We start from the raw sequence: 23,022 nt of genomic DNA, 5'->3' as shown, positions 1-23,022 counted from the left end.
AGCGCGCCCCTCACCCCGCCCAGCCGTGCCGGGGTGGGTGGCGGATCTCCAACAGCCAGCTGAGGCGCTCCGTGTCGGTCTCCGACCAGTCGTCGGGCGGCGCGATGGCCGCCCAGGCGTTCACCGGGTTGGAGCCGTAGCGATGGCCGTGCGGCGCGGGTGAGCCGTAGGAGACGGCCATGTCCACCGTGGTCTGCCAGAAGGTGACGAACGGGAACCAGTCGATCGCCGTGGTCACGTCGGGGCCCAGCGGCTCGCTGAGCCACTCGGGCCGCTCGAAGAGCAGGCTCGGCGACCACCAGACCACCGGGTCCGAGGCGTTCTGGAGATAGATCACCCGGGGGTACTGCCAGGGCTGCCCCTCGGGCTCCGCCAGATCCACCTCCGGGAACTGCGCGAAGCGCACATGCCGGCCGGAGTCGTAGACCGGCCGCCAGATCGGGCTGCCGGGGTCGCGCCGCTCCGTCAGCTCGGTGTGCAGCGGACTGAAGTCGGGCGGCCCGATCAACAGCGCGCCGTCGGTGCGCTCCAGCAGATCGTCCAGGCCGTCGAAGGCCGACTCGATCGCGGAGACCGCCAGGCTCTCGCCGAACACCAGCAGCTTCGGGCGGTCGTCCTCGGGCTCCTGCTGCCAGCGCGCGTACACCGCGTCGACCAGCGCCTCGGTGGCGGTGCCCGCCTCGTTCCTGTCCACCATGAAGGAGGCCCAACTGGGCAGGTAGGAATACTGCATGGTGACCACGGCGGTGTCGCCGCCGTGCATGTACTCCAGGGCCTCGACGGTGGTCGGGTTGACCCAGCCGGTGCCGGTGGTCCCGGTGATGGCCAGGACCTCCCGTTCGAAGGCGCCCACCCGCTCCAGCTCCCGCACCGCCAACTCGGCGCCGTCCGCGTAGTCGTCGTAGGCCGCGCGCCCCACATAGACCCGCGCGGGGGGCAACGCGGGCTCGCCGGTGAACTCCGAGATCTCGTCGCTTGAGAGCGTGGAGCCGGCGAAGGTCCTGCCCTTGTTGCCCAGATCGTCCCAGTGGATCAGCGAGTCGGGGCTGCCCGAGATCTGCGGTGAGTAGGGCCGCATCACCCCGGCGTCGGTGCTGCGGTCCTTGGCGGCGGCGATCCGGTCGGCGATGCCCAGGATGCCGCGGTCCCACACCACGTCCCGGGTGCCGATCACCACGATCCCCGTGCTCATGACCAACCCCAGGGCGACCGCGACCGGCCAGGGGACGAAACGGTTCAGCAGGCGGGTGAGCAGCCCGGTGCCGAGGCGGATGGTGCGCGCCACCACCAGCAGCAACGCCAGCATGGCCAGGGCCATCAGCGCGATCATCAGCGAGTGCCAGGTGAGCGTGGGCGGCAACCCCTGGAGCTCACGCAACTCCCGCTGCATGTCGGCGCTCTGCCCCAACATCACGGCCACCGCCCAGGGCACCAGCAGCAGATAGGCAAGCCAGGCCCGCGCGCGCACCGTCTCCCCTGGCAGCCGCTTCCGGAAGACCAACCGGAACAGCCAGCTCAGCAGGGCCCCGAGGCCGTAGCCGATGGCGGCGGTGATGCCACCGATCGCCCCCTGGTAGTACCAGGGCCTGGGCACGAGCGACGGGGTGAGCGAGAGCCAGAAGAAGAAGGTGGCGACCAGGCTGGCGGTGAGGTCCGGCCACCGCCGCACCAGCCAACTCTCGTGCGGACGCTCCCAGTAGGGCCTGCGGGCGACGGCCAGCACGCCCCCCCAGGCCGCAGCGGTGGCGCGGTGGAGCGCCGGCCGGGCTCCCCGGGCCTCGTCGGCGGCCGTGCGCGCCGCGTCGGGCGGCGCGGCCAGGGGCTCCTCCGTGGTGGTGGTGGAGGCGTCGGCCGCGCGCTCCTGGCCCGAGGAGGGGCGGGCGCCGGCCGCCGGCCCCCGGCCGGAGGCGGACGTGTTCTTCGGGGCGTCGGCGCCTTCGGACTCGGCGCCCGACGGGGCCTGTTCGGTCACCGGCGGCCCCCGCGAGGAGGGACGGACCGGGATCGCCCGCTGGCGCTCTGCGACATCGACTTCTCTCCGACCCGTCCGACCCGCCGACCCGTTGGCCCGCGTTGTACACGCTGTTTCCTCACGTTAGGGGATCAGACGCCGCGCCGGCACGCGGCGTTGCCTCCTCGCTGCCTTTCCGTGCCGCGAGGGTGACGCCCGGCCGGCCCGTCGAACCGCCGAGCCACCCGGGGCATTCCCCCGAAAGGACTATACGCGAGGGGTATACATGGTGTGTATAGTCCTCGGCATGTCCATCAGTCACACCTTGCTCGGCCTCCTGGAGGCCGGCCCGCGCCACGGTTACGACCTCAAGCGCACCTTCGATGTCTACTTCGGCCAGGATCGGCCGCTCCACTACGGGCAGGTCTACGCCACCATGTCCCGGCTGCTGAAGAACGGCATGGTCGAGGTGGAGGGCGTCGAGACGGGCGGCGGCCCCGAGCGGAAGCGCTACGCGATCACCTCGTCGGGGGTCACCGACGTCGAGCGCTGGCTGTCCAGCCCGGAGAAGCCCGAGCCCTATCTGCAGAGCACGCTCTACACCAAGGTGGTGCTCGCGCTGCTCACCGGCCGCGAGGCCCAGGATCTGCTGGACACCCAGCGCGCCGAACATCTGCGCCTGATGCGTGAGCTGACCCGCCGCAAGCTCGAAGGCGACCTGGCCGACCAGCTGATATGCGACCACGCCCTGTTCCATCTGGAAGCCGACCTCCGCTGGCTGGAGTTGACGGCGGCCAGGCTCGACCAGCTCGCATCGGAAGTTCGCTCATGAACGACGCCACCCCCACCCCCACCCCCGCTTCCACCCCCGCCCTGCTCACCGCGAGCGATCTGCACAAGCAGTACGGCTCAACGCCCGCGCTCGCCGGCGCCGACTTCGGTATCAACGCGGGGGAGGTGGTGGCCGTGATGGGTCCGTCGGGATCCGGCAAGTCCACCCTGCTCCACTGCCTCGCCGGCATCGTCGCGCCGGACAGCGGGCGGGTGACCTATCGGGGGCGTGAGCTGCCCGCCCTCTCCGACGCCGAGCGCAGCGCGCTGCGCCGCGAGGAGTTCGGCTTCGTCTTCCAGTTCGGCCAGCTGGTCCCCGAGTTGACCTGCGAGGAGAACGTCGCCCTCCCGCTCCGGCTGGGCGGGGTGCCGCGCAAGCGGGCCGAGGCCAGAGCCCAGGAGTGGCTGGCCAGGCTGGAGGTGGCGGAAGTCGCGGCCAAGCGACCGGGCCAGGTCTCCGGCGGCCAGGGGCAGCGCGTCGCCGTCGCCCGCGCCCTGGTGAACGACCCCAGGGTGCTCTTCGCCGACGAGCCGACGGGCGCGCTGGATTCGCTCAACGGCGAGCGCGTGATGGGCCTGTTGGTCAGCGCGGCCCGTGACACCGGCACGGCGGTGGTCCTCGTCACCCACGAGACCCGGGTGGCGGCCTACTCCGACCGCGAGGTCGTGGTCCGTGACGGGCGCGCCCGTGATCTGGCGGGGGCGGTATGAGCCGCACATCCCCCCGGGTCTGGGCGAGGGATCTCGGGCTCGGCGTCCGGCTGGCACTCGCCGGGGGCCCGTCCGGCTGGATGCGCACCGCGCTCTCCACGGTCGGCATCGCCCTCGGGGTGGCCGTGCTCCTGCTGGCCACCTCCATCCCCCAGGTGATGAACGGCCGTTCGGAGCGCTCGGACGCCAGGGCGACCATAGGGAACGAGGTGACCGAGCCGGCTGCCGACACCCTCCGGGTCAACGACGTCTGGACGGAGTACCACGGCGAGCAGATCGGGGGCCGGGAGATCCAGCCGGAGGCCGGCGAGGACACCACGGCCACGCCGCCGCCCGGGCTGAGCGCCTTCCCCCGGCCAGGTGAGATCGCGTTGTCCCCGGCGCTGGAGCGGCTGCTGGACTCGCCCGACGGCGCGCTGCTGGTCGAGCGGCTGGGGCAGCCCCGAGCGGACACCATCGGCGATGAGGGGCTCCTCGGCTCCCAGGAGCTGTACTTCTATCTCGGAGCCGACGATCTGGTCTCGGAGGATCGGGGTGTCCGGATCGACCAGTTCGGCAGTCCGCCGTCCTCGCAGGAGGAGATATCCCCTGCTGTGGTGCTGCTGATCCTGGTGATCTGCGTGGTGTTGCTGATGCCGGTGCCGATCTTCATCACGACGGCGGTGCGCTTCGGTGGCGAGCGGCGCGACCGCCGGTTGGCCGCGCTGCGCCTGGTCGGCGCGGACACGATGATGGCCCGCCGGATCGCGGCGGGGGAGGCCGTCGTCGGCGCGGCGCTGGGGCTGGTGCTCGGCGTTCTGGTGTTCCTGGCGCTCCGACCGCCCCTGGCGCGGGTCTCGGCCGCCAACACCAGCACCTTCATCGGCGATATCGTCCCGAGCCCGGTGCTGGCCGTGCTGGTGCTCTTGGCCGTCCCCGTGCTGGCCGTCGGGGCCACGCTCTTCGCGATGCGGTCCATCGTGGTGGAGCCGTTGGGTGTGGTGCGGCAGTCGCGGCCTCGCCCGCGCCGGCTGGTCTGGCGGCTGGTGCCGGCGCTGCTCGGGCTGGCGCTGCTGCTCCCGCTGTTGGGCGGCTTCTCCGGCACCAGCGATTTGGCCGCGACGCAGGCCGTCGCCGGCGTGGCCCTGCTGTTGACGGGGGCCACCGCGCTGCTGCCCTGGCTGGTGGAGCGGGTGACCGGCTGGCTCCATGGCGGCCCCGTCTCCTGGCAGTTGGCGGTGCGCCGGCTTCAGCTGAGCAACGGCCCGGCGGTCCGCGCGATCAGTGGCATCACGGTCGCGGTGGCCGGCGCCACCGCGCTGTACATGCTCTTCGACGGGGTCAGGGTCGACGAGACGGAGCAGACCGGCGCCGATCTGAGTCGGGCCCAGTTGCAGGTCACCCTGAGCCAGGGCGACGAGGCCACCACCGCACAGGTGGTGGAGCGGGTGGACGACCTGGCCGGGGTGGAGTCCTCGCTCTTCTACAAGGAAGGCATCGTCGGCTACCCGGGGGACGCTCCCTACGCCGAGCAGTCGGTCGTGAGCATGGTGGTGGCCGAGTGCTCCGTGCTGGCCGAGATCACGGCCGTGACGGACTGCGAGGACGGCGCGGTGTTCCATGTGCCGCCCCCGCAGGAGTGGGGGGAGCCGACGCCCGCCCCGGGGGAGACGGTGGATCTCGTCGCCGACGAGGAGGGTGCCCGCTCGTGGACGGTGCCGGACACGGTGCACGAGGTCGAGCCCGTCGCCGCCGCCAACGGCTGGACGCACTACGGCCTGCTGGTGACGCCCCAGGCGCTGGGCGGGGAGTCGCTCGACGACGACTACGCCCGGCTGCTGCTGACCGCCGATCTCTCCGATCGGGACACGGTGGAGCACGTCCGCAACGAGGTGTGGGCGCCCTCGGGCGGGGGTGATGTCTGGGAGATCGAGTCGGCGCAGGTCTCCGAGGACCTGGCGCGGGTCCAGGCGGGGATGCTGATCGGCGCCTCGGGCGTGATGGCGCTGATAGCGGCCAGCATGCTGGTCACCACGCTCGAACAACTCCGTGAGCGCAAGCAGCTGTTGTCCGCGCTGGTCGCCCTGGGCACGCCGCGCGCCACGCTGGGCGCCTCGGTGCTGTGGCAGACAGCCGTGCCGGTGATGGTCGGGCTGGTGCTGGCCTCGGTGGTCGGTGTCCTGCTGGGCGCGCTGCTGATGTCGGTGGTGAGCCTTCCGCTCGGGAGCTGGCTGGCCTTCCTGCCGATGGCCGGAGTGGGGGCCGGGATCATCGGTGTGGTCACTCTGGGCAGCATGCCGATGCTCTGGCGGCTGATGCGGCCGGACGGTCTGCGCGTCGAGTAGGGGCGCGGCGAGCGGGAGGGCGCGGGGGTGTCCATGAGGCGCTGTGGGCAGGATCACGGTCGGGTCGGCGCACGCCCACGGCGCGGGGGGCCTCCGGGCGCCTGCCCACGCCCCCGCGCGCCCTGCGGCAACCGGCGCTCCGCGCGGCGCGGTTGCCGTCCGGCCTCCGCGTTCGGCCCCCGCGTTCGCCCCCGGCCCGGGGGCTTGTGCCCGCCGGGTAGATTCGTCCCCATGACTGGTACGAACGAATACCGCGTCGAGCACGACTCGATGGGCGAGGTGCGGGTTCCGGCCGACGCCAGGTGGCGGGCCCAGACCCAGCGGGCGGTGGAGAACTTCCCGATCTCCGGGCAGCGCCTGGAGCGCGCCCATATCGCCGCGCTGGCGCGCGTCAAGGCCGCCGCCGCCCTGGTCAACGCCGAGCTGGGGGTGGTGGAGAAGGACATGGCCGAGGCCATCGCCGCCGCCGCCGACGAGGTCGCCGAGGGCCGCTGGGACGAGCACTTCCCGATCGATGTCTTCCAGACCGGTTCCGGTACCTCGTCCAACATGAACACCAACGAGGTGCTGGCCACCCTGGCGACCGAGCGCCTCGGCCGGCCCGTGCACCCCAACGACCACGTCAACGCGAGCCAGTCCTCCAACGACGTGTTCCCCTCCTCCATCCACATCGCCGCCACCGGCGCGGTGATCGAGGTGCTGATCCCGGCCCTGACCCACCTCGCCGAGTCCCTGGAGCGCAAGGGCCAGGAGTTCGCCGGCGTCGTCAAGTCCGGCCGGACGCACCTGATGGACGCCACGCCCGTCACCCTGGGCCAGGAGTTCGACGGCTACGCCGCGCAGGTGCGGTACGGCGTCGAGCGGTTGAACGCCTCGCTGCCCCGGCTGGCCGAGCTGCCGCTGGGCGGCACCGCCGTGGGCACGGGCATCAACACCCCGCCCGGCTTCTCCGCCGCAGTGATCGCCGAGGTCGCGCGGGCCACCGGGCTGCCGCTCACCGAGGCGCGCGACCACTTCGAGGCCCAGGGCGCCAGGGACGGTCTGGTCGAGACCTCGGGCCAGCTCCGCACCATCGCGGTCTCGCTCACCAAGATCTGCAACGACCTGCGGTGGATGGCCTCCGGCCCGCGCACCGGCCTCGCCGAGATCGCGCTGCCCGACCTCCAGCCGGGCTCCTCGATCATGCCCGGCAAGGTCAACCCGGTCATCCCCGAGGCGGTGCTGATGGTGACCGCGCAGGTCATCGGCAACGACGTCACGGTCACCACGGCCGGGGCCGCCGGCAACTTCGAGCTGAACGTCATGCTCCCGGTGATGGCGAAGAACCTGCTGGAGTCCGTCCGGCTGCTGTCCAACGCCTCCCGGCTGCTGGCCGACCGCACGGTGGACGGCATCACGGCCAACGTCGAGCGGGCACTGGAGTTCGCCGAGTCCTCCCCGTCCGTGGTCACCCCGCTCAACCGGTACATCGGCTACGAGGAGGCCGCCAAGGTCGCCAAGCGGGCCCTGGCCGAGCGGAAGACCATTCGGGAGACCGTCCTGGACGGCGGATATGTCGAGCGGGGTGAACTGACCCTGGAGCAGCTCGACGAGGCCCTGGACGTGCTGCGGATGACCCGTCCCTGACGTTCTCCTGATGTGCCGTCAGTCATGATGCGCCCACCCCGTGCCGCGACCCGAATACCATGTGTCGATGGAGCTGGGAAACGAGGGAACGGGCGGGGCGCGTCCTTGGCGACCGGGTGACCACATTCTGTGGCGTTATCGGGCCAATGGAGCCCGACATTTCCATATCTGCCGGCCCGTCACGGTCGTCAGGGACACGCCCGATCTGCTCGCGGTGTGGTTGGCGCCGGGCACCGAGTGTGTCCGGCCGGAGCTCGCCGACGGCACACCGCCCCACCTCGAACCGCTGGCCACGCGGTACACCAAGCCGCGTGTGCTGGCCCGTTGCCGGTGGTTGGGCAACGGCCTGCTCAAGCTCGCACGCCCCGGCGACCCCTGGTCAATCTGGCTTTTCTGGGATCGGGACTGGCGCTTCAAGAACTGGTACGTCAATCTTGAAGAGCCCCGGAGCCGGTGGTCCGGCGGGGTGGATTCCGAGGATCACTTTCTCGATATCGTGGTCTACGCTGACCGCAGCTGGGAGTGGCGGGACGAAGACGAATTCGCCCAGGCAGAAATGGCGGGGCTGCTCGACGCCGATCAGGTGGCGCGGGTCCGCGACGCGGGCCGGGAAGCGGTACGGCTGATCCGCGAGTGGGGCCCGCCGTTCGCCGAGAACTGGCCTTCCTGGCGGCCCGATCCGCGCTGGCGCCGGCCCCGACTGCCGTCCCGCTGGGACCGCCTGACGTCCTCTTTGACCACTTCCGCGCAGCCCGACCGGCTGCCCGATCACCCCAGAGCCTCTTGATACGCCCCGGGGCGCCAAACGTAGGATCAGCCTCCACGACCACACAACCCAACACCCCCACCCCGCACGCTAGTTCCCGCCTGGATGGACAGCCCCTCGTGACGGACCCGACCCCTCCGCAGCCCATGGCTCGCACGGCGGACGCACCGCGCGCCGAGAGCCCAGCGCTGCCGCACGCCCGATCCGAGCCGGACACCACCGAAGCGCCCCTCGTCCGTCCGACGACCGACGAGGCCCCCACCGGCGGCATGCGGGAGTTGGAGCGGCTGCGGTTTGTGGGCTCCGCCACTCGACGCATCGCGCGCGGCATGGACCTGGACGAGATCGTGCTCGGCCTGTGCCGCGCGTCCGTGCCGACGTTCTCGGACGCCATCCTGGTCTATCTGCGCCACCCGCTGCCGGTCGGCGACGAGCAGCCGGTCAACCCCTGGGTCCTCAAGTTGCGGCGCACCGACCGCATTCCCGAGGCGCTCACGCTGGAGGCGCTCGGCGACCCGCTCCCCGACAGCGCCGAGCTGCCACTGCTGTCCGGCGCCACCCCGCTGGTCGAGGTGCGCGGGAACGGGCCGCTGGCCGAGGTGCTGCGCGGGGTCCGCCCGGTGTTCATCGAGAGCCAGGTCCCGAAGGCCGCCATGCGCGAGCTCACCGGCGCCGTGTCGCTGCCCGAGGGCCGGCGGGCGATCCTCACCCCGCTGCGTGGCCGGCGCAGGGTGATCGGCGCGGCCATCTTCCTGCGCCGCCCGGACCGCGAGGTGTTCGCCGCCGAGGACCTCCAGGTGGCGCAGCAGCTCGCCACCCACTCCGCGCTGGGCGTGGACAAGGCCGTGCTCTACGGCCGGGAGGCGTCGATCGCGGACGAGTTGCAGCGCACCATGCTCCCCGACGACCTGCCGCAGCCGACGGGCGTCCGGCTGGCGAGCCGCTATCTGCCGGCCGCCCAGTCCGCGCGGGTCGGCGGCGACTGGTACGACGCGATCCCGCTGCCGGGCAGCCGGGTGGCGCTGGTGGTGGGCGATGTGATGGGGCACTCGACGACCTCGGCGGCGATCATGGGGCAGCTGCGCACCACGGTGCAGACGCTGGCCGGGCTCGATCTGCCGCCCCTCGAAGTGCTGCACCATCTGGACGAGCAGGCGCAGCGGCTGGGGCAGGACCGCATGGCGACCTGCCTCTACGCCGTCTACGATCCGGTCGCGCACCGCATCACGGCGGCCAACGCCGGTCACCCGCCGCCCGTGATGCTGCATGTGGACGGCTCGACGGAGCTGGTGAACCTGCCGCCCAACGCGCCCATCGGCGTCGGCGGCGTGGACTTCGAGATGGTCGAGGTGGACGCGCCGGCGGGCGCCACGCTGCTGCTCTACACCGATGGACTGGTGGAGTCGCGCACCCGCGACGTCTGGACGGGAGTCGAGCACCTGCGGGAGAAGCTGGCCAGCATCTCGCAGCTGACCAGGCCGGACGCGGCTGCTCCGCTGGAGCCGCTGTGCGACGAGGTGTTGGACATCGTCGGTCCTGGCGACCGGGACGACGACATCGCGCTGTTGGCGGCCAGGTTCGAGGGCATCGCGCCCGACGATGTGGCGTTCTGTCGGCTGGACCCGCGTGCCGAGTCGGTGCGCGAGGCGCGCCGGATGGTTCGGGAGAACCTCGCCCGCTGGGATCTCCAGGAGCTTGAGGACTCGGTGGAGTTGCTGGTCAGCGAGGTCGTCACCAACGCCGTCCGCTATGCCGAACGCCCCGTCACCCTGCGGCTGCTGCGCACCGATGTGCTGCGCTGCGAGGTGGGCGACGACGTGCCGCAGCTGCCCAGGCTGCGGCAGGCGGGGCCAGCGGACGAGGGCGGGCGGGGCCTTTACCTGGTCCAGCGGTTGGCCCGGCAGTGGGGCGCGACCCGGCTGAGCACCGGAAAGCTGGTCTGGTTCGAGGTGGCCCCGCCCGCCGCCGGCTGAGCGCGGCCCGGCCGGCCGGTCGGGCCGGTCGGGTCAGTCCGCCGGGCCGTGCAGCGCCGTCTCGGCGTCCAGCGTGCTGGCCGTGGCGTTGAGCACGGCCGCCACGCGGAAGGCCTCCTGGATGGCCTCCCGTGGCAGTCCCGCCTCGCGGAGCGTGCGCTCGTGGGCTTCGAGGCAGCGACCGCAGCCGCCGACGGCCGAGACCGCGAGCGACCACAGCTCGAAGTCCACCCGTGGCACGCCGGGATCGCGCAGCGCGTTCATCCGCAGCCCGGCGGGGAGCGCGTCGTACGCCGGGTCGGCGAGGAGGTGACGGGTGCGGTAGAACACGTTGGTCATCGCCATCAGCGCCGCCGCCGTCCGCGCGGCGCCGTAGGCGTCCTCGGAGAGATGCTTGCGGGCCTCGGGCTCGACCTCACGCAGCAGCGGCGCGCTGCGGCAGGCCACCGCGCAGGCCAGCAGCGTCCCCCAGAGCTGCTGCTCCGTCAGCTGCGTGTGGGTGGTCAACGAGCCGAGGTTGAGCCGCAGATCCTTGGCGTAGGGCGGCATCGCCGCCCGGAGCTCGTCGAGGGCCATCGGGGTCACACACCCGCCAGCAGCTTGTCGGCGTCCAGCGTGGGCTCGCCCTTGGACCAGTTGCACGGGCACAGCTCGTCGGTCTGGAGGGCGTCGAGCACCCGCAGCACCTCGGTCGGGTTACGGCCGACGGAGCCGGCGGTGACCATGGCGAACTGGATCTCGTTGTCCGGATCCACCAGGAAGACCGCCCGCTGCGCGAAGCCGTCCTCGCCGCGTACGCCGCAGGCGCTCATCAGCTCGTGCTTGGGGTCCGCCAGCATGGGGAACGGCAGCTCCCGCAGATCCGCGTGGTCGCGCCGCCAGGCGTGGTGCACGAACTCGGAGTCGCCCGAGACGCCGAGCACCTGCGCGTCGCGTTCGACGAACTCGCCGGCCAGCCGCCCGAACGCCGCGATCTCCGTGGGGCAGACGAACGTGAAGTCCTTGGGCCAGAAGAAGATCACCGACCAGCCGCGCTCGCGATCCTTGCTGCTGAAGGTCTCGAACCGCAGCTTGTCGGACGGGCCGACGACGCCGGTCAGCTCATAGGTGGGGAACTTGTCACCGATGGTGAGCACGTTGGCTGCTTCCTGATCGTTGGAAAGGGGGGTGAGCCAACCGTGACATACGGGGACCTTCGCGCCCGGCGCCCCATTCGGGGAAATACCCACTTCGAGTGGTTTTCACGGAAGTTGACGGCGTGAAGGCGACGTCGCTGGACGGCTCGGGCGGTCAGGGGAACGGCGGCGGGATCCGTCCGATCGCGGCCGGGCACTGGTCGCGATGTATCGCGAGTCGCTACTCTGGCGGGGTGAACGCTGAGAATCCGCCGGCCGTGTCCCTGGAGAAGCAGTCCGGCCCGCCCGCCGCCGTCTCGCCCGTCCCTTCGGTACCGTCCGCGCCCGCCGAGGCGGCGCCGGCCGCGTCGGCCGCCGTGCCCGAGGCGAGCGGCCCGAAGGCCGTGCGCGCCTCGGACGCGGACCGGGACCGCATCGCCGACATCCTGCGCGAGGCGCTCGCGGAGGGCCGGCTTGAGCCCGAGGAGCACGCCGAGCGGCTCGACGCGCTCTACCGCTCCAAGACGATAGGCGAGCTGGAGCCGCTGATCAGCGATCTGCCGGCGGGCCAGCGGCCGTCGGCCGGCCCGTCCGTGGCGCCGCCCCATCCGGGCCCAGCCGGCGTGGGCCAGCGCGGCCCGGGCCCCGCTCAGCCCGGTGTGAAGAACATCGTGGCGGTGTTCGGCGGCGCGACCCGCAAGGGCACCTGGCGGGTCGCCGCGAAGATCAACGTGGTGGCCGTCTGCGGGGGAGTGGATCTGGACTTCACGGAGGCGATCTTCGACCAGCAGCATGTGGTGCTCAACATCGCGGCCTTCTGGGGCGGCGTGGATATCAAGGTCCCCGAGAACGTCACCCTGCGCGGCAGTGGCAGCGGCATCATGGGGGGCTTCGACGTGCACGACACGGAGTCCCCCGACCCGCGTGCGCCCGTGATCACGGTGCAGGGCGCGGCCGTCATGGGCGGCCTTGAGGCCAAGGCGGTCCCGGGCAAGCGGCTGCGGGACCTCGGCGCCGACTGATCTCCCCCGGCCGCCCGAGGCCCCGCCGAGCGGGCACCGAGTGCCGCCATGGGCGGCTGGTTCGGGTGATACGGCGGGTGACGCGGTCGCTCCGTGCATAAGCGTGCGCACAGCGGGTAGGGCTCCGGGGACCGTCACTCGTATGGCCGAGCATGGTGGGAAAGAACCGTGGGGCTCCCACGACGGGTGAGGGTCCACCAGCCAGGAGCGACCCCCCGTAGCCGTCGTCAGGAGTTGACCGTGCTGCAACCGTCACCGCCACACGAGTCCCCGTGGTCCCCAGCCGGCCCCGCCCAGCCCAGTCAAAGAGATCTGGCGGGCCCCTGGCACTCGGAGGCCGCCTGCCGACGTGATGAGGCGGGGCTCTTCTTCGCCCCGTCGCAGGAGCCCACCGCCGCTCGCCTCTCCCGCGAGCAGGCGGCCAAGTCGGTCTGTGCCCGCTGTCCCGTGCTGCTCGAATGCCGTGAGCACGCGCTTCGCCAGCCCGAGCCCTATGGCGTCTGGGGCGGTCTGACCGCCGCCGAGCGCCGGGTGGTGCTCAGCCGCCGGCGGCGCCGCGAGGCCACCTCCGGCGGGCGACAGGCGGACGTCACCCGGATCGCCTGACCCAGCGCGCTTTTCGGCCTCCCACCCCGAAACGCGCATTGATCAGGACACACCCCCACACCCGCCACGGTCGTCTTCCGGTTCCAGGGGGCGGCGGCATCCACACCGGTCACGCCGCCGCCCCCAGCCACGTCACCGGGGCCCCGGGCCGTGGCCTCGGGCCCAGGCGCCCCCGACCTCTCGGGCCGCCCCCGGGCCGCGAGCCGTCTCCGCGCCACCGGCGCTCTCGGCCTCAGCCGACCGAACTCCCGCTGGTCTCCGCCGCTCTCCGCTAGTTCCCGTTCGGGGCCTCGTCCGGCAACAGCTGGCTCGTGTGCACCGTGGCGTGTATCAGTCGCCGGGTCTCCTTGGCCAGCCGTGCCGCGTCCCCGGGATCGAAGGTGGGCAGTCCCAGGTCGACGGAGCGGCCCCGGTCGATGGCGGTGAGCGGATCGGTGGGTGGCGCGTCGATCAGTCGGCTCACCGGGTCGGCCGCCTCCTCGGGGGAGCGCGCGGCGATGCGGGCCAGCAGCCGGATCGACGCCGCGATGGGCCAGGGGAGATGGGCCACCCCGCCGGGCGTCCTGGTGAAGCCGGGGTGGTACAGCACATAGCGGGCCGGGCTGGACGGCCGGGCCGCGAAGTCCACGCCCAGCAGGTCGTTGGCCCGGCCGCTCTGCGCCTGCGCGCGCACCGTGCGGTAGCCGCGGGTCAGTTGGAGATCGTCCCAGTGCACCCGGCCCGCCTTCATGCCCGGCGCGCTGACGTTGACGATCATCGGCTCCGGGGCGGCTGCCAGCACGTCGCGCAGTCCGTGCCCGAGCAGGTACCGGCTGAGGTAGTACAGGGCGAAGGTGGACTCCAGCCCCTCCGCCGTCTCCTGGCGGCGGGTCAGTACGCGGTTGGCGCAGAGCACCAGGGCGTCGACCCGCCGATGGTCCTCGGTGATCCGCGCCACCACCCGCTCGACCTCGGCGACCAGGCTCAGGTCGGCGCGCAGGAAGGTGAGGCGCTCGGCGGCGTCCGACCGTTCGGCCTCGGCGAGGAGCGCCTCGCCCTTGCCCTGGTCGCTGCCGATGGCGACCGCCCGGTCGCCCCGGCGCAGCCGGTCGAGGACCAGGGTGCGTCCGATTCCGTCCGTGCCGCCGGAGACCACGATCGTGCGGGGTGGAGTGATCTCGTTGCTCATGCCGTCTCCTGACTGTCCGTCTGACTACGCTGGGTTCGCGACGGATTATCAGCTGATCCGGAGGAATGACGGAAGGAGGCACATTGATGTCCACAGCGGACAATGCCGTACGGATGCCCCCGGAGGCGCGGCTGGCGCTGCCGGTGCGGGCGGCGGAGCATCAGGCCTGTCCGGCGACGGACGTGCTGCGCCGGGTCGGCGACAAATGGAGCGTGCTGGTCCTGGTCTGCCTGGGCGACGGGCCGCTCCGGTTCCACCAACTCCACCGGGGCATCGAGGAGATCAGTCAGCGGATGCTCACCAGGACGCTCCGCGCCCTGGAGCGCGACGGCCTGGTGACCCGCACGGTCTTCGCGACCGTGCCGGCCACCGTCGAGTACGATCTCAGCCCGCTGGGCCGCACCCTGCTCGATCCGCTGTCGGCGCTGGCCCACTGGGCGTTGGCGCACGGCCCCGAGGTGGCCGAGGCGCGCGCCCGGCACGACGCGGCCGGCGGGGGGCCGGGAGGGTCCTAACGCCCGCTCGGGCTGTCGAAGTCGATGGCGCTGTAGGCGCGCAGCTTGGACAGCCGGTGGGTGGAGTCGATCTGCCGGATGGTGCCCGAGCGTGAACGGACCACCAGGGACTGCGTGCTGGCGGTCTCGGCGCGGTAGCGCACGCCGCGCAGGAGCTCGCCGTCGGTGACGCCGGTGGCGACGAAGAACGCGTTCTCGCCGTGCACCAGATCGTCGGTGTGCAGGACCCGGTCCAGGTCGTGGCCCGCGTCCAACGCCGCGCGGCGCTCCTCCTCGTCCTTGGGCCAGAGCTTGCCCTGGATGGTGCCGCCCAGGCACTTGATGGCGCAGGCCGCGATGATGCCCTCCGGGGTGCCGCCGACGCCCAGCAGCAGATCGACCCCGGTGTCCTCGCGCACACTCATGATGGCGCCGGCCACGTCGCCGTCCTGGATGAACTTGATCCGGGCGCCGCTCTCCCGCACCCGGCGCACCAGGTCGTGGTGGCGCGGCCGGTCCAGGATGACCACCGTCACATCCGCCGGCGAGCCGCCCTTGGCCTTGGCCACCCGGCGCACATTGACCTCGGGCGGCGCGTCGATGTCGACATACTCGGCGGCCTCGGGGCCCGTGGCCAGCTTGTCCATGTAGAAGACGGCGCTGGGGTCGAACATCGCCCCGCGCTCGGCGACCGCCAACACGGAGACGGCGTTGTCCATCCCCTTGGCGGTGAGGGTGGTGCCGTCCACCGGATCCACGGCGACATCGCACTCGGGCCCCGTGCCGTCGCCGACCCGCTCGCCGTTGTAGAGCATCGGGGCGTGGTCTTTCTCACCTTCGCCGATGACCACCACGCCGTTCATCGAGACGGTGGAGATCAGCGCGCGCATGGCCCGCACGGCCGCGTCGTCGGCGCCGTTCTTGTCCCCCCTGCCGACCCATCGCCCGGACGCCATCGCGCCGGCCTCGGTCACCCTGACCAGCTCCAACGCCAGGTTGCGGTCCGGGGCTTCGGGAGCCACCCGTAGGGGGGAGGGCAGATGCTGGTCGGTCATCGGGACGCACCTTTCCGCGCGCCGGGAGCGCGCCGTGCTGAGGCGAGGGTGCTCCGACTCTAGCCCGCCAAGCCACAGATGAGCAGAGTGCCTATCTGATGAGCGAACCAGGGGGCGGCTGTGGCGCGAGCCGCGCCGTGCGGGACCATGGCGGGGTGGCGAACGAAGACGTGACGGAGGCCGCGCCCGCGGCTCAGACGAACGACGAGCCGACGGACGGGGCGAGCCCGACCCCGGCGCCCGGGGGCGACGACGCGTCGGCCCGCCGGATGAAGCGGCTGCGTCTCCAGACCATCCAGAACATGGTGCTCTCCCTGGCCCTGATCTGCGCCGCCACCTTCGTCGCCTACTTCCTGATGTTCAACGACGGCGGCGGCCAGGACCCGGTGCGGACGGTGGAGTACGAGGTGGCGTCCGCGACCGCGGCGCGGGCGGCGCCCTACCCGGTGCTGGTGCCCGAGGGGCTCTCCGCGGACTGGCGGGCCACCTCGGTGCGGTTCGAACCCCAGGGGGCGCACGGGGCGACCTGGCGGCTCGGCTTCGTCAACCCGGACGAGGACTATGTCGCGTTGGCGCAGGCGGACGGAGCGGCGGACGACTTCGTCCGCTCCGTCACCCAGCAGGCAGAGGACACCGGCGCCACCGAGCGGGTGGACGGCCGGGACTGGGCGCGCTGGGAGGGCGAGAAGTACGACGCGCTGGTGCTCTCCGAGGCCGATGTGACCACCGTGGTGATGGGCACCGCGCCGATGGATCAACTGGCCAGGATGGCCGGCGCCCTGGAGCCCCAGGACGCCGGCGCCTGAACGAGCCGCCGTCGCGCGCTCGCCGCGCCGCCGGCGCCGCTCACAGGGTGGTGATCGCCTCGTCAGCGGCCAGCCTCGGCGCCCTGGGGCCGTAGGCGTCGGGGGCCGGGTGCCCGATGTTCGCCAGCACCAGCGAACGCTGCCGCCCGTCGCCGAAGAACTCCTTGTCCACCGCCTTGGCGTCGAAGCCCGACATGGGCCCGACGGCCAGCCCGGCCGCCCGCACGCCCAGCAGGAAGTACCCCATCTGTAGGCCGGTGTTGAGCAGGGCCTGGCTCTCCCGCACCTCGGCGTCGCCGTACACGTCGTCCTTGAGGGTGGGCAGGGCCGGCATCAGCGTTGGGAGCTTCTCGTGGAAGTGCAGGTCGGCGGAGAGGATCGCGGTGAGCGGGGCGGCGGCGACCCGCGGCCGGTTGCTCCGGGAGACCAGCGGCAGCAGGCGTTCCCTGGCCGGCCCGGTGCGCAGCACCGTGACCCGCAGGGGCGAGGTGTTGTACGCCGTGGGGGCCAGCTTGACCAGGTCGTAGATGGTCTCGACCGTCTTGTCGGACACGGGCTCGTCGGTGAACGAGCGGGCGGTGTGCGCCTCCCGGAAGAGGAGATCCTGGCTGGCGGGGTCAAGAGCGAGCGACATGAGCGGGCGGGCCTTCCTGGGCGGTGACGAACAGCCGAACTCAACGGGAACGAGAAGGCCCCCGCCGGCTATTCCTCCGCCGCCGCCTCCTCGGAGGTGTCCTCCGTCTCGTCGCGCTCCGCCAGCGCCGCGTCCAGCCTGGCCCTGGCGCCCTCCAGCCAGCGGCCACAGATCCGCGCCAACTCCTCGCCGCGCTCCCACAGCGCCAGCGACTCCTCCAGCGTCGCCCCGCCCGTCTCCAACCTGCGGACGACGTCGACCAGCTCGTCCCGCGCCTGCTCGTAGCTGAGCGTCGCACCCTCGTCCGGCTCCGTCATGGCCATCACCCTATGCCTCCCGATGTGCCGCCAGGCACGCCCTCCGAACGGCCGACGCCGTCCTCATGGCCCTCGCCCGCGTCCAGGACCCGCACTCCGAACTCCCCGTCGGCGACCCGCGCCCGCAGCGGCTCACCCGGGGCGACCTCGTCCGCCGCCCGGACCACGCCGCCGTCCGCGCGGCGCAGCACCGCGTACCCCCGGCGCAGGGTGGCGGCGGGGGAGAGGGCCACCACCCGGGCGCGGGTGTGCGCCAGATCGGCGCTCGCCGCCTCCAGCCGATGCCCCAGCGTCCGCCGGGAGCGCTCGACCAGGGATGTCAGCTCCGCCGCGCGCTCATCCACCATCCGGCGCGGCTCGGCCAGCACCGGCCGGGAGCAGACGCCGGCCAGCCCCCTCTCCTCCCGACCCAGCAGCGCCTCCACCGACCAGCGCGCCCGCCGGCGCAACTCCCCGATCCGGGACAGCTCCTCGCCCACGTCCGGCACCGTGCGCTTGGCCGCGTCGGTGGGCGTCGAGGCGCGGAGATCGGCGACCAGATCCAGCAGCGGGGTGTCCGGCTCATGGCCGATCGCGGAGACCACCGGCGTGCGGCAGTCGGCGACCGCGCGCACCAACCGCTCGTCCGAGAAGGGCAGCAGATCCTCCACGCTGCCCCCGCCCCTGGCCACGATGATCACCTCGACCCCGGGATCGGCGTCCAACTCCCGGACGGCCTCGATCACCTGGGACACCGCCTGCACGCCCTGCACCGCGACATTGCGCACCGTGAACCGCACGGCCGGCCAGCGGAGCCTGGCGTTCTCCAGCACGTCGCGTTCGGCGGCCGACGCCCGGCCCGTCACCAGGCCGATGTTCCCCGGCAGGAAGGGCAGCGGCCGTTTGCGCTCGGCGGCGAAGAGACCCTCCCCGGCCAGCGCCACCCGCAGGCGCTCCAGCCGGAGCAGCAGCTCACCCACGCCGACCGCGCGGATCTCCGAGGCCCGCAGCGACAACTCGCCGCGCGGCGCGTACCACTCGGGCTTGCCCAGGACCACCACCCGGGCGCCCTCGCCTATCACGTCGGCGACCCGGTCGAAGACGCCACGGAAGCAGGTGACCCGGAGCGAGACGTCCCGCGCCGGATCGCGGAGGGTGAGGAAGACCACCCCGAAGCCGGGCCGGCGGGAGAGCTGAGTGATCTGCCCCTCCACCCACACCGCGCCCAACCGGTCGATCCAGCCGCCGATGAGGCGGGAGACCTCGCCGACCGGGATCGGCGCCTCCGCCGAAGTCTGCGTCGCTGTCATGGGTCTCACGCTAACGCCGACCACTGACAGCGAGCCTCTTCCTTCTCCCGCCCCCGCATCTACGATGGGGCACATGGCTGAAGACACCGAGCGTCGTCGCGTCCTACTGGCCGCCCCTCGGGGCTACTGCGCGGGCGTGGACCGCGCCGTCATAGCCGTTGAGCAGGCACTCAAGCAGTACGGCGCACCCGTCTACGTGCGGCACGAGATCGTGCACAACAAGTACGTGGTGCGCACCCTGGAACAGAAGGGCGCCATCTTCGTCGAGGAGACCGCGGAGGTCCCCGAGGGCGAAATCGTGATCTTCTCCGCGCATGGGGTGTCGCCCGAGGTCCATCGGGAGGCGGAGCGCGGGAAGTTGGCCACCGTCGACGCCACCTGCCCGTTGGTCACCAAGGTGCACAAGGAGGCCGTCCGGTTCGCCAAGGACGACTTCGACATCCTGCTGATCGGTCACGAAGGACACGAGGAGGTCATCGGCACCAGCGGGGAGGCGCCGGAGCACATCACCCTGGTCGACGGTCCGGAGGATGTGGCGAACGTCCAGGTCAGGGACCCGGAGCGGGTCGTCTGGCTCTCCCAGACCACGCTCTCGGTCGACGAGACCATGGAGACCGTCGACGCGCTCAAGGGCCGGTTCCCGCAGCTGGTCAGCCCGCCGAGCGACGACATCTGCTACGCCACCCAGAACCGTCAGACCGCCATCAAGCAGGTCGCCGCCGACGCCGAGCTGGTGCTGGTGGTCGGCTCCAAGAACTCCTCGAACTCGGTCCGCATGGTGGAGGTGGCGCTCGGCGCCGGCGCGCGCGCCGCCTATCTGGTGGACAACGCCTCGGAGATTGACGAGTCCTGGCTGGACGGGGTGCGCACGGTTGGCCTCTCCTCGGGAGCCTCGGTGCCCGAGGTCCTGGTGGAGGGCGTGCTGGAGTGGCTGACCGAGCGCGGCTTCGCCGATGTGGAGATCGTTCAGCCGATGGACGAGCACATCCAGTTCTCGCTGCCCAAGGAGCTGCGCAGGGATCTGCGCGCCGAGGCCGCGGCCAAGGTCAAGAGCTGAGCGGCTGAGAGCCGCCCCTGGCAGGGCCTCAGCGGCCCCGGCGCAGCCGGCGGCGGAGCAGCTGAAGGCCCTTGCGCACCAGGGCGATCCAGAGGGCGACGCCGGTGCCCACGAAGAGCCAGGGGGCGCGGAGCGCCAGCTCGGTGACGGTGTTCATGGGCCCCGTGGTGGCCAGCAGCCCCACCGCGAAGGCGAGGGGCGCGGCGATCGGCCCACAGATCAGCTCGGCCGGCCTGACCCAGCCGGCCGCCGCGACCGACGCCAGCACGAACAGCACCCCGTAGAGGGTGGGCGCCCCGCCGAGCAGCTCGCAGAACCAGGCGGCCACCACCATGGCCGAGGTGGCCAGCACCCCGCAGCCGAGGCCGGTGAGCCGGGGGCGTGGGAGTCGGCCGAGGGCGACCAGGAGCGGTGCCCGGCGCGGCCCGCCGGTTCTGGCCCGGGCCGAGGCCGGCGTCGCTCCTGCGGGTCGAGGCACCCGCCGGCGCGCCACGGCGGAATGTTGCCGAGGGTGCCGAGTTGTGTGCGTGCTGTGTTCCACCGGTCCAACGTAAGCCGCTGGTGGGGCCACGCCGGGCGGGACACGCTTAACGGTCGATATGACCGCGCCCGGCGGGTGGTCCCGAGGGCGCCCGTAGACTGGTGAGCCGCGTCCACCCCTCACTCGTTCCGGGAAGTCTCACGTGTCGCTCACGATCGGAATCGTCGGCCTGCCCAACGTCGGCAAGTCCACGCTGTTCAACGCCCTGACCAAGAACGACGTGCTCGCGGCCAACTATCCGTTCGCCACCATCGAGCCCAACATCGGCGTGGTCGGCGTCCCCGACCCCCGCCTTGAGAAGCTGGCCGAGGTGTTCTCCTCCCAGCGGGTGCTCCCGGCCACGGTGGACTTCGTCGACATCGCCGGGATCGTGCGGGGCGCAAGCGAGGGTGAGGGCCTGGGGAACAAGTTCCTCGCCAACATCCGCGAGTCCGACGCGATTTGCCAGGTGATCCGGGCCTTCCGTGACGAGAACGTGGTCCATGTGGATGGCAAGGTCTCGCCCAAGAGCGATATCGAGACGATCGACACCGAGCTGATCCTGGCCGACCTCCAGACCATCGAGAAGGTGCTGCCCCGGCTCCAGAAGGAGGCCAGGGTCAAGAAGGACAAGCAGCCGCTGGTCCGCGCGGTGGAGGAGGCCCAGGCGATCCTGGAGGAGGGGCGCACCCTCTTCGCGGCCGGCATCGCCCAGGGCGGCGAGCGCGCCGAGCCGCTCCGCGAGCTGCATCTGCTGACGGTCAAGCCGTTCCTCTACCTCTTCAACGTGGACGAGGACGAGCTGACCGACGAGGCGTTCAAGGAGGAGCAGCGGGCGCTGGTCGCGCCCGCCGAGGCGATCTTCCTCAACGCCAAGCTGGAGGCGGACCTCGCCGAGCTGGAGGACGACGAGGCGCTCGAACTCCTCCAGACCGTCGGTCAGGACGAGCCGGGCCTCGCCACCCTGGCCCGGGTCGGCTTCGCCACGCTCGGCCTCCAGACCTACCTCACGGCCGGCCCCAAGGAGGCCAGGGCCTGGACGATCAAGCAGGGCGCCACCGCCCCCGAGGCCGCCGGCGTGATCCACACCGACTTCCAGAAGGGCTTCATCAAGGCGGAGGTCATCTCGTTCGACGACCTCGTCGAAGCCGGCTCCGTCACCGACGCCCGCGCCCGCGGCCGGGCCCGGATGGAGGGCAAGGACTACGTGATGCGCGACGGCGACGTGGTGGAGTTCCGCTTCAACGTGTGAGGGCTGGCGGAGGCGTTCCGCTAACGTCTATGTTAGTAACATCGTCGTTAGTGTCGCGGCTGGAGGTCGACGGGCATGGTGGACTTCGTGGGCCGTCGGCAGGAGCTGGCGACGTTGGGGCGGGAGCTGCGGAAGGTGGCGGCGGGGGTCGGCGGGGAGCGGCCCGGGCGGTGCCTGATGTTGCGCGGGCGGCGCAGGGTGGGCAAGTCGCGGCTGGTCGAGCGGTTCGCTGAGCGCTCGGGCGCCCCGTTCCTGTTCTACGCGGCGACCGGTGCCTCCCCCCGGGACGATCTGGCGCGGCTGGCCAGGGACGCCCAGGCGTCGACGCTGCCGTTGGCGGGGCTGGTGGCCGCCGCGCGGCCGGAGAGCTGGGACGCCGCGTTCGACGTGCTGGCCGCGGCGCTGCCGGCGGACCGGGCGAGCGTGCTGGTCATCGACGAGGTGCCGTATCTGATGGATGCCGGCGGCGCCTTCGAGGGGACCCTTCAGCGGGCCTGGGACCGGGTGCTGGAGACCAGGCCGGTGCTGCTGGTCCTCATCGGCTCCGACCTGTCGATGATGGAGGCTCTGAACGGCTATGGACGCCCCTTCCACCAGCGCGGCCGGGAGATGGTGCTGGGGCCGCTGAACCCCGCCGAGGTGGGGCGGATGCTCGGTCTCGAACCGGCGGCGGCCTTCGACGCCGCGCTGGTCACCGGCGGCCTGCCGCTGATCTGCGCGGAGTGGCCGCGAGGCGCGGGCCTGTGGGACTTCCTCGCCGAGGCGCTGAGCGATCCCGTCTCGGCGCTGCTGGTGTCGGCCGAGCGCTCGCTGGCCGCCGAGTTCCCCCCGCGGGCTCAGGCGCGTACGGTGCTGGCGGCCATCGGAAGCGGCGAGCGGACCTTCACCAACATCGCCCGCGCGGCCGGCGGTATCGGCGCCACGCCGTTGCAGCGAGCGCTGGAACTGCTCACGGACAAGCGGATCGTCGCGGCGGAGCTGCCCGTGTCGCCGCGTCCGTCGAAGGATCGCCGCTACCGGGTGGCCGATCCGTACCTCAGGTTCTGGCTGTACCTGCTCGGCCCGTCCATGGAGGAGATCGAGCGGGGGCGGGGCGATCTGACCCTGGCGCGGATCCGGGAGAGCTGGACCAGCTGGCGCGGCCGGGCGATCGAGCCGCTCGTCCGGGAGGCGCTCGCCCGGACGCTGCCCGACGACCGACTCCCCGCGGCGCCCGCCGTCGGTGGCTACTGGACCCGCACCAACGACGTCGAGATCGACATCGTCGGTGCGGATCGCGCCCCCGTCGCCAGGGAGTTGCTCTTCGTCGGCTCCGTCAAGTGGCTGGAGCGGTCGCCCTTCGACCGGCACGACCTGGCCGCCCTCCATCGGCACCGGGCGGCCCTCACCGACCAACCCGTTCCCGTCGTGGCGGTCTCGCGCGGTGGAGTCGACTGCCCGGGGCTCGACGCCGCCTACGGCCCCGGCGATCTGCTGGCCGCCTGGCCGCTGTGAGCGGTGGACGG

Annotated in this window: 22 protein-coding genes; 13 read left to right on the top strand and 9 right to left on the bottom strand. The window is 72.2% G+C overall.

All coding sequences use genetic code 11. The annotated features are described in order from the left end of the window. Positions 1-10 precede the first annotated feature (10 nt). Positions 11-1,723: an alpha/beta hydrolase gene (locus K4G22_RS09510; RefSeq protein ID WP_228084020.1), complete on the bottom strand. Its 1,713-nt coding sequence runs from the start codon at positions 1,721-1,723 to the stop codon at positions 11-13. A gap of 535 nt (positions 1,724-2,258) precedes the next feature. Between K4G22_RS09510 and K4G22_RS09505 the strand changes: the two genes are divergently transcribed. The 6 genes from K4G22_RS09505 to K4G22_RS09480 all read left to right on the top strand — a co-directional run bounded on the left by K4G22_RS09505 (position 2,259) and on the right by K4G22_RS09480 (position 10,182). Continuing rightward, positions 2,259-2,783 carry a PadR family transcriptional regulator gene (locus K4G22_RS09505; protein WP_228079448.1) on the top strand — a complete coding sequence of 175 codons (525 nt, stop codon included), beginning with the start codon at positions 2,259-2,261 and terminating at the stop codon, positions 2,781-2,783. Further along, positions 2,780-3,493 carry an ABC transporter ATP-binding protein gene (locus K4G22_RS09500; protein ID WP_228079447.1) on the top strand — a complete coding sequence of 238 codons (714 nt, stop codon included), beginning with the start codon at positions 2,780-2,782 and terminating at the stop codon, positions 3,491-3,493. The genes K4G22_RS09505 and K4G22_RS09500 overlap by 4 nt, the downstream gene beginning before the upstream one ends. Further along, complete coding sequence (locus K4G22_RS09495) at positions 3,490-5,817, top strand: ABC transporter permease (RefSeq protein ID WP_228079446.1); 2,328 nt, start codon at positions 3,490-3,492, stop codon at positions 5,815-5,817. The genes K4G22_RS09500 and K4G22_RS09495 overlap by 4 nt, the downstream gene beginning before the upstream one ends. 231 nt (positions 5,818-6,048) lie before the next feature. Beyond that, entirely contained in the window at positions 6,049-7,443 is a 1,395-nt protein-coding gene (locus tag K4G22_RS09490) for a class II fumarate hydratase (protein WP_228079445.1), read from the top strand. A gap of 67 nt (positions 7,444-7,510) precedes the next feature. Next, positions 7,511-8,230, top strand: coding sequence for a cytidylyl-2-hydroxypropylphosphonate hydrolase (gene fomD / locus K4G22_RS09485; RefSeq protein ID WP_228079444.1), 720 nt, complete (start codon positions 7,511-7,513; stop codon positions 8,228-8,230). Between the two features lie 125 nt (positions 8,231-8,355). Next, entirely contained in the window at positions 8,356-10,182 is a 1,827-nt protein-coding gene (locus K4G22_RS09480) for an ATP-binding SpoIIE family protein phosphatase (protein WP_228079443.1), read from the top strand. A 33-nt stretch (positions 10,183-10,215) separates the two neighbouring features. On the opposite strand, the gene ahpD is transcribed toward K4G22_RS09480, so the two are convergent. Beyond that, complete coding sequence (gene ahpD / locus K4G22_RS09475; RefSeq protein WP_228079442.1) at positions 10,216-10,758, bottom strand: alkylhydroperoxidase, AhpD family; 543 nt, start codon at positions 10,756-10,758, stop codon at positions 10,216-10,218. 5 nt (positions 10,759-10,763) lie between these two features. Next, positions 10,764-11,318, bottom strand: coding sequence for a peroxiredoxin (locus K4G22_RS09470; RefSeq protein WP_228079441.1), 555 nt, complete (start codon positions 11,316-11,318; stop codon positions 10,764-10,766). 257 nt (positions 11,319-11,575) lie between these two features. On the opposite strand from K4G22_RS09470, the gene K4G22_RS09465 reads away from it, so the two are divergent. Together K4G22_RS09465 and K4G22_RS09460 are read left to right on the top strand one after the other, a co-directional pair. After that, a complete protein-coding gene (locus K4G22_RS09465; protein ID WP_425336788.1) occupies positions 11,576-12,319 on the top strand; it encodes a DUF1707 SHOCT-like domain-containing protein in 744 nt (247 codons plus the stop codon). A 240-nt stretch (positions 12,320-12,559) separates the two neighbouring features. Beyond that, entirely contained in the window at positions 12,560-12,925 is a 366-nt protein-coding gene (locus K4G22_RS09460; RefSeq protein WP_228079440.1) for a WhiB family transcriptional regulator, read from the top strand. A 271-nt stretch (positions 12,926-13,196) separates the two neighbouring features. On the opposite strand, the gene K4G22_RS09455 is transcribed toward K4G22_RS09460, so the two are convergent. Next, on the bottom strand, positions 13,197-14,093 hold the full coding sequence (locus K4G22_RS09455; RefSeq protein ID WP_228079439.1) for an SDR family NAD(P)-dependent oxidoreductase: 897 nt from the start codon (positions 14,091-14,093) through the stop codon (positions 13,197-13,199). Between the two features lie 86 nt (positions 14,094-14,179). Between K4G22_RS09455 and K4G22_RS09450 the strand changes: the two genes are divergently transcribed. Beyond that, complete coding sequence (locus K4G22_RS09450; RefSeq protein WP_228079438.1) at positions 14,180-14,608, top strand: winged helix-turn-helix transcriptional regulator; 429 nt, start codon at positions 14,180-14,182, stop codon at positions 14,606-14,608. Here the strand turns inward: K4G22_RS09450 and glpX are convergent. Next, a complete protein-coding gene (gene glpX, locus K4G22_RS09445; protein WP_228079437.1) occupies positions 14,605-15,642 on the bottom strand; it encodes a class II fructose-bisphosphatase in 1,038 nt (345 codons plus the stop codon). The genes K4G22_RS09450 and glpX overlap by 4 nt on opposite strands. A 155-nt stretch (positions 15,643-15,797) precedes the next feature. Here glpX and K4G22_RS09440 point away from each other — a divergent pair, with 155 nt between their 5' ends. Next, positions 15,798-16,448 (top strand): DUF4245 domain-containing protein, encoded by a 651-nt coding sequence (locus K4G22_RS09440; RefSeq protein ID WP_228079436.1) that lies wholly within the window; start codon positions 15,798-15,800, stop codon positions 16,446-16,448. Positions 16,449-16,488: 40 nt separating this feature from the next. Here K4G22_RS09440 and K4G22_RS09435 read toward each other — a convergent pair whose 3' ends face one another. The 3 genes from K4G22_RS09435 to xseA form a co-directional block, all read right to left on the bottom strand. Beyond that, positions 16,489-17,082 (bottom strand): malonic semialdehyde reductase, encoded by a 594-nt coding sequence (locus tag K4G22_RS09435; RefSeq protein WP_228079435.1) that lies wholly within the window; start codon positions 17,080-17,082, stop codon positions 16,489-16,491. Positions 17,083-17,150: 68 nt separating this feature from the next. Beyond that, positions 17,151-17,399, bottom strand: a complete 249-nt coding sequence (locus K4G22_RS09430; protein ID WP_228079434.1) for an exodeoxyribonuclease VII small subunit — start codon at positions 17,397-17,399, stop codon at positions 17,151-17,153. A 5-nt stretch (positions 17,400-17,404) separates the two neighbouring features. Then, positions 17,405-18,688 carry an exodeoxyribonuclease VII large subunit gene (gene xseA / locus K4G22_RS09425; RefSeq protein ID WP_228079433.1) on the bottom strand — a complete coding sequence of 428 codons (1,284 nt, stop codon included), beginning with the start codon at positions 18,686-18,688 and terminating at the stop codon, positions 17,405-17,407. A 73-nt stretch (positions 18,689-18,761) separates the two neighbouring features. On the opposite strand from xseA, the gene K4G22_RS09420 reads away from it, so the two are divergent. Beyond that, positions 18,762-19,745: a 4-hydroxy-3-methylbut-2-enyl diphosphate reductase gene (locus K4G22_RS09420; RefSeq protein WP_228079432.1), complete on the top strand. Its 984-nt coding sequence runs from the start codon at positions 18,762-18,764 to the stop codon at positions 19,743-19,745. 28 nt (positions 19,746-19,773) lie between these two features. Here the strand turns inward: K4G22_RS09420 and K4G22_RS09415 are convergent, their stop codons facing one another. Beyond that, positions 19,774-20,238, bottom strand: coding sequence for a DUF6542 domain-containing protein (locus tag K4G22_RS09415; RefSeq protein WP_228079431.1), 465 nt, complete (start codon positions 20,236-20,238; stop codon positions 19,774-19,776). Positions 20,239-20,428: 190 nt separating this feature from the next. Between K4G22_RS09415 and ychF the strand changes: the two genes are divergently transcribed. Together ychF and K4G22_RS09405 are read left to right on the top strand one after the other, a co-directional pair. Next, complete coding sequence (ychF, locus tag K4G22_RS09410) at positions 20,429-21,517, top strand: redox-regulated ATPase YchF (protein WP_228079430.1); 1,089 nt, start codon at positions 20,429-20,431, stop codon at positions 21,515-21,517. A gap of 75 nt (positions 21,518-21,592) precedes the next feature. Further along, positions 21,593-23,011 (top strand): ATP-binding protein, encoded by a 1,419-nt coding sequence (locus tag K4G22_RS09405; protein ID WP_228079429.1) that lies wholly within the window; start codon positions 21,593-21,595, stop codon positions 23,009-23,011. Positions 23,012-23,022 lie beyond the last annotated feature (11 nt).

It is taken from the genome of Streptomyces profundus, assembly GCF_020740535.1.
Classification (GTDB): domain Bacteria; phylum Actinomycetota; class Actinomycetes; order Streptomycetales; family Streptomycetaceae; genus Streptomyces; species Streptomyces profundus.
Note: the sequence above shows the minus strand (reverse complement) of the source record. Positions and strands in the feature narration are given on the sequence as shown.

Coding starts and splice junctions, on each gene's coding strand:
- K4G22_RS09505 (WP_228079448.1), top strand. CDS start 2,259: ATGTCCATCAGTCACACCTTGCTCGGCCTCCTGGAGGCCGGCCCGCGC.
- K4G22_RS09500 (WP_228079447.1), top strand. CDS start 2,780: ATGAACGACGCCACCCCCACCCCCACCCCCGCTTCCACCCCCGCCCTG.
- K4G22_RS09495 (WP_228079446.1), top strand. CDS start 3,490: ATGAGCCGCACATCCCCCCGGGTCTGGGCGAGGGATCTCGGGCTCGGC.
- K4G22_RS09490 (WP_228079445.1), top strand. CDS start 6,049: ATGACTGGTACGAACGAATACCGCGTCGAGCACGACTCGATGGGCGAG.
- fomD (WP_228079444.1), top strand. CDS start 7,511: ATGGAGCTGGGAAACGAGGGAACGGGCGGGGCGCGTCCTTGGCGACCG.
- K4G22_RS09480 (WP_228079443.1), top strand. CDS start 8,356: ATGGCTCGCACGGCGGACGCACCGCGCGCCGAGAGCCCAGCGCTGCCG.
- ahpD (WP_228079442.1), bottom strand. CDS start 10,758: ATGGCCCTCGACGAGCTCCGGGCGGCGATGCCGCCCTACGCCAAGGAT.
- K4G22_RS09455 (WP_228079439.1), bottom strand. CDS start 14,093: ATGAGCAACGAGATCACTCCACCCCGCACGATCGTGGTCTCCGGCGGC.
- K4G22_RS09450 (WP_228079438.1), top strand. CDS start 14,180: ATGTCCACAGCGGACAATGCCGTACGGATGCCCCCGGAGGCGCGGCTG.
- glpX (WP_228079437.1), bottom strand. CDS start 15,642: ATGACCGACCAGCATCTGCCCTCCCCCCTACGGGTGGCTCCCGAAGCC.
- K4G22_RS09435 (WP_228079435.1), bottom strand. CDS start 17,082: ATGTCGCTCGCTCTTGACCCCGCCAGCCAGGATCTCCTCTTCCGGGAG.
- K4G22_RS09430 (WP_228079434.1), bottom strand. CDS start 17,399: ATGACGGAGCCGGACGAGGGTGCGACGCTCAGCTACGAGCAGGCGCGG.
- xseA (WP_228079433.1), bottom strand. CDS start 18,688: ATGACAGCGACGCAGACTTCGGCGGAGGCGCCGATCCCGGTCGGCGAG.
- K4G22_RS09420 (WP_228079432.1), top strand. CDS start 18,762: ATGGCTGAAGACACCGAGCGTCGTCGCGTCCTACTGGCCGCCCCTCGG.
- K4G22_RS09405 (WP_228079429.1), top strand. CDS start 21,593: ATGGTGGACTTCGTGGGCCGTCGGCAGGAGCTGGCGACGTTGGGGCGG.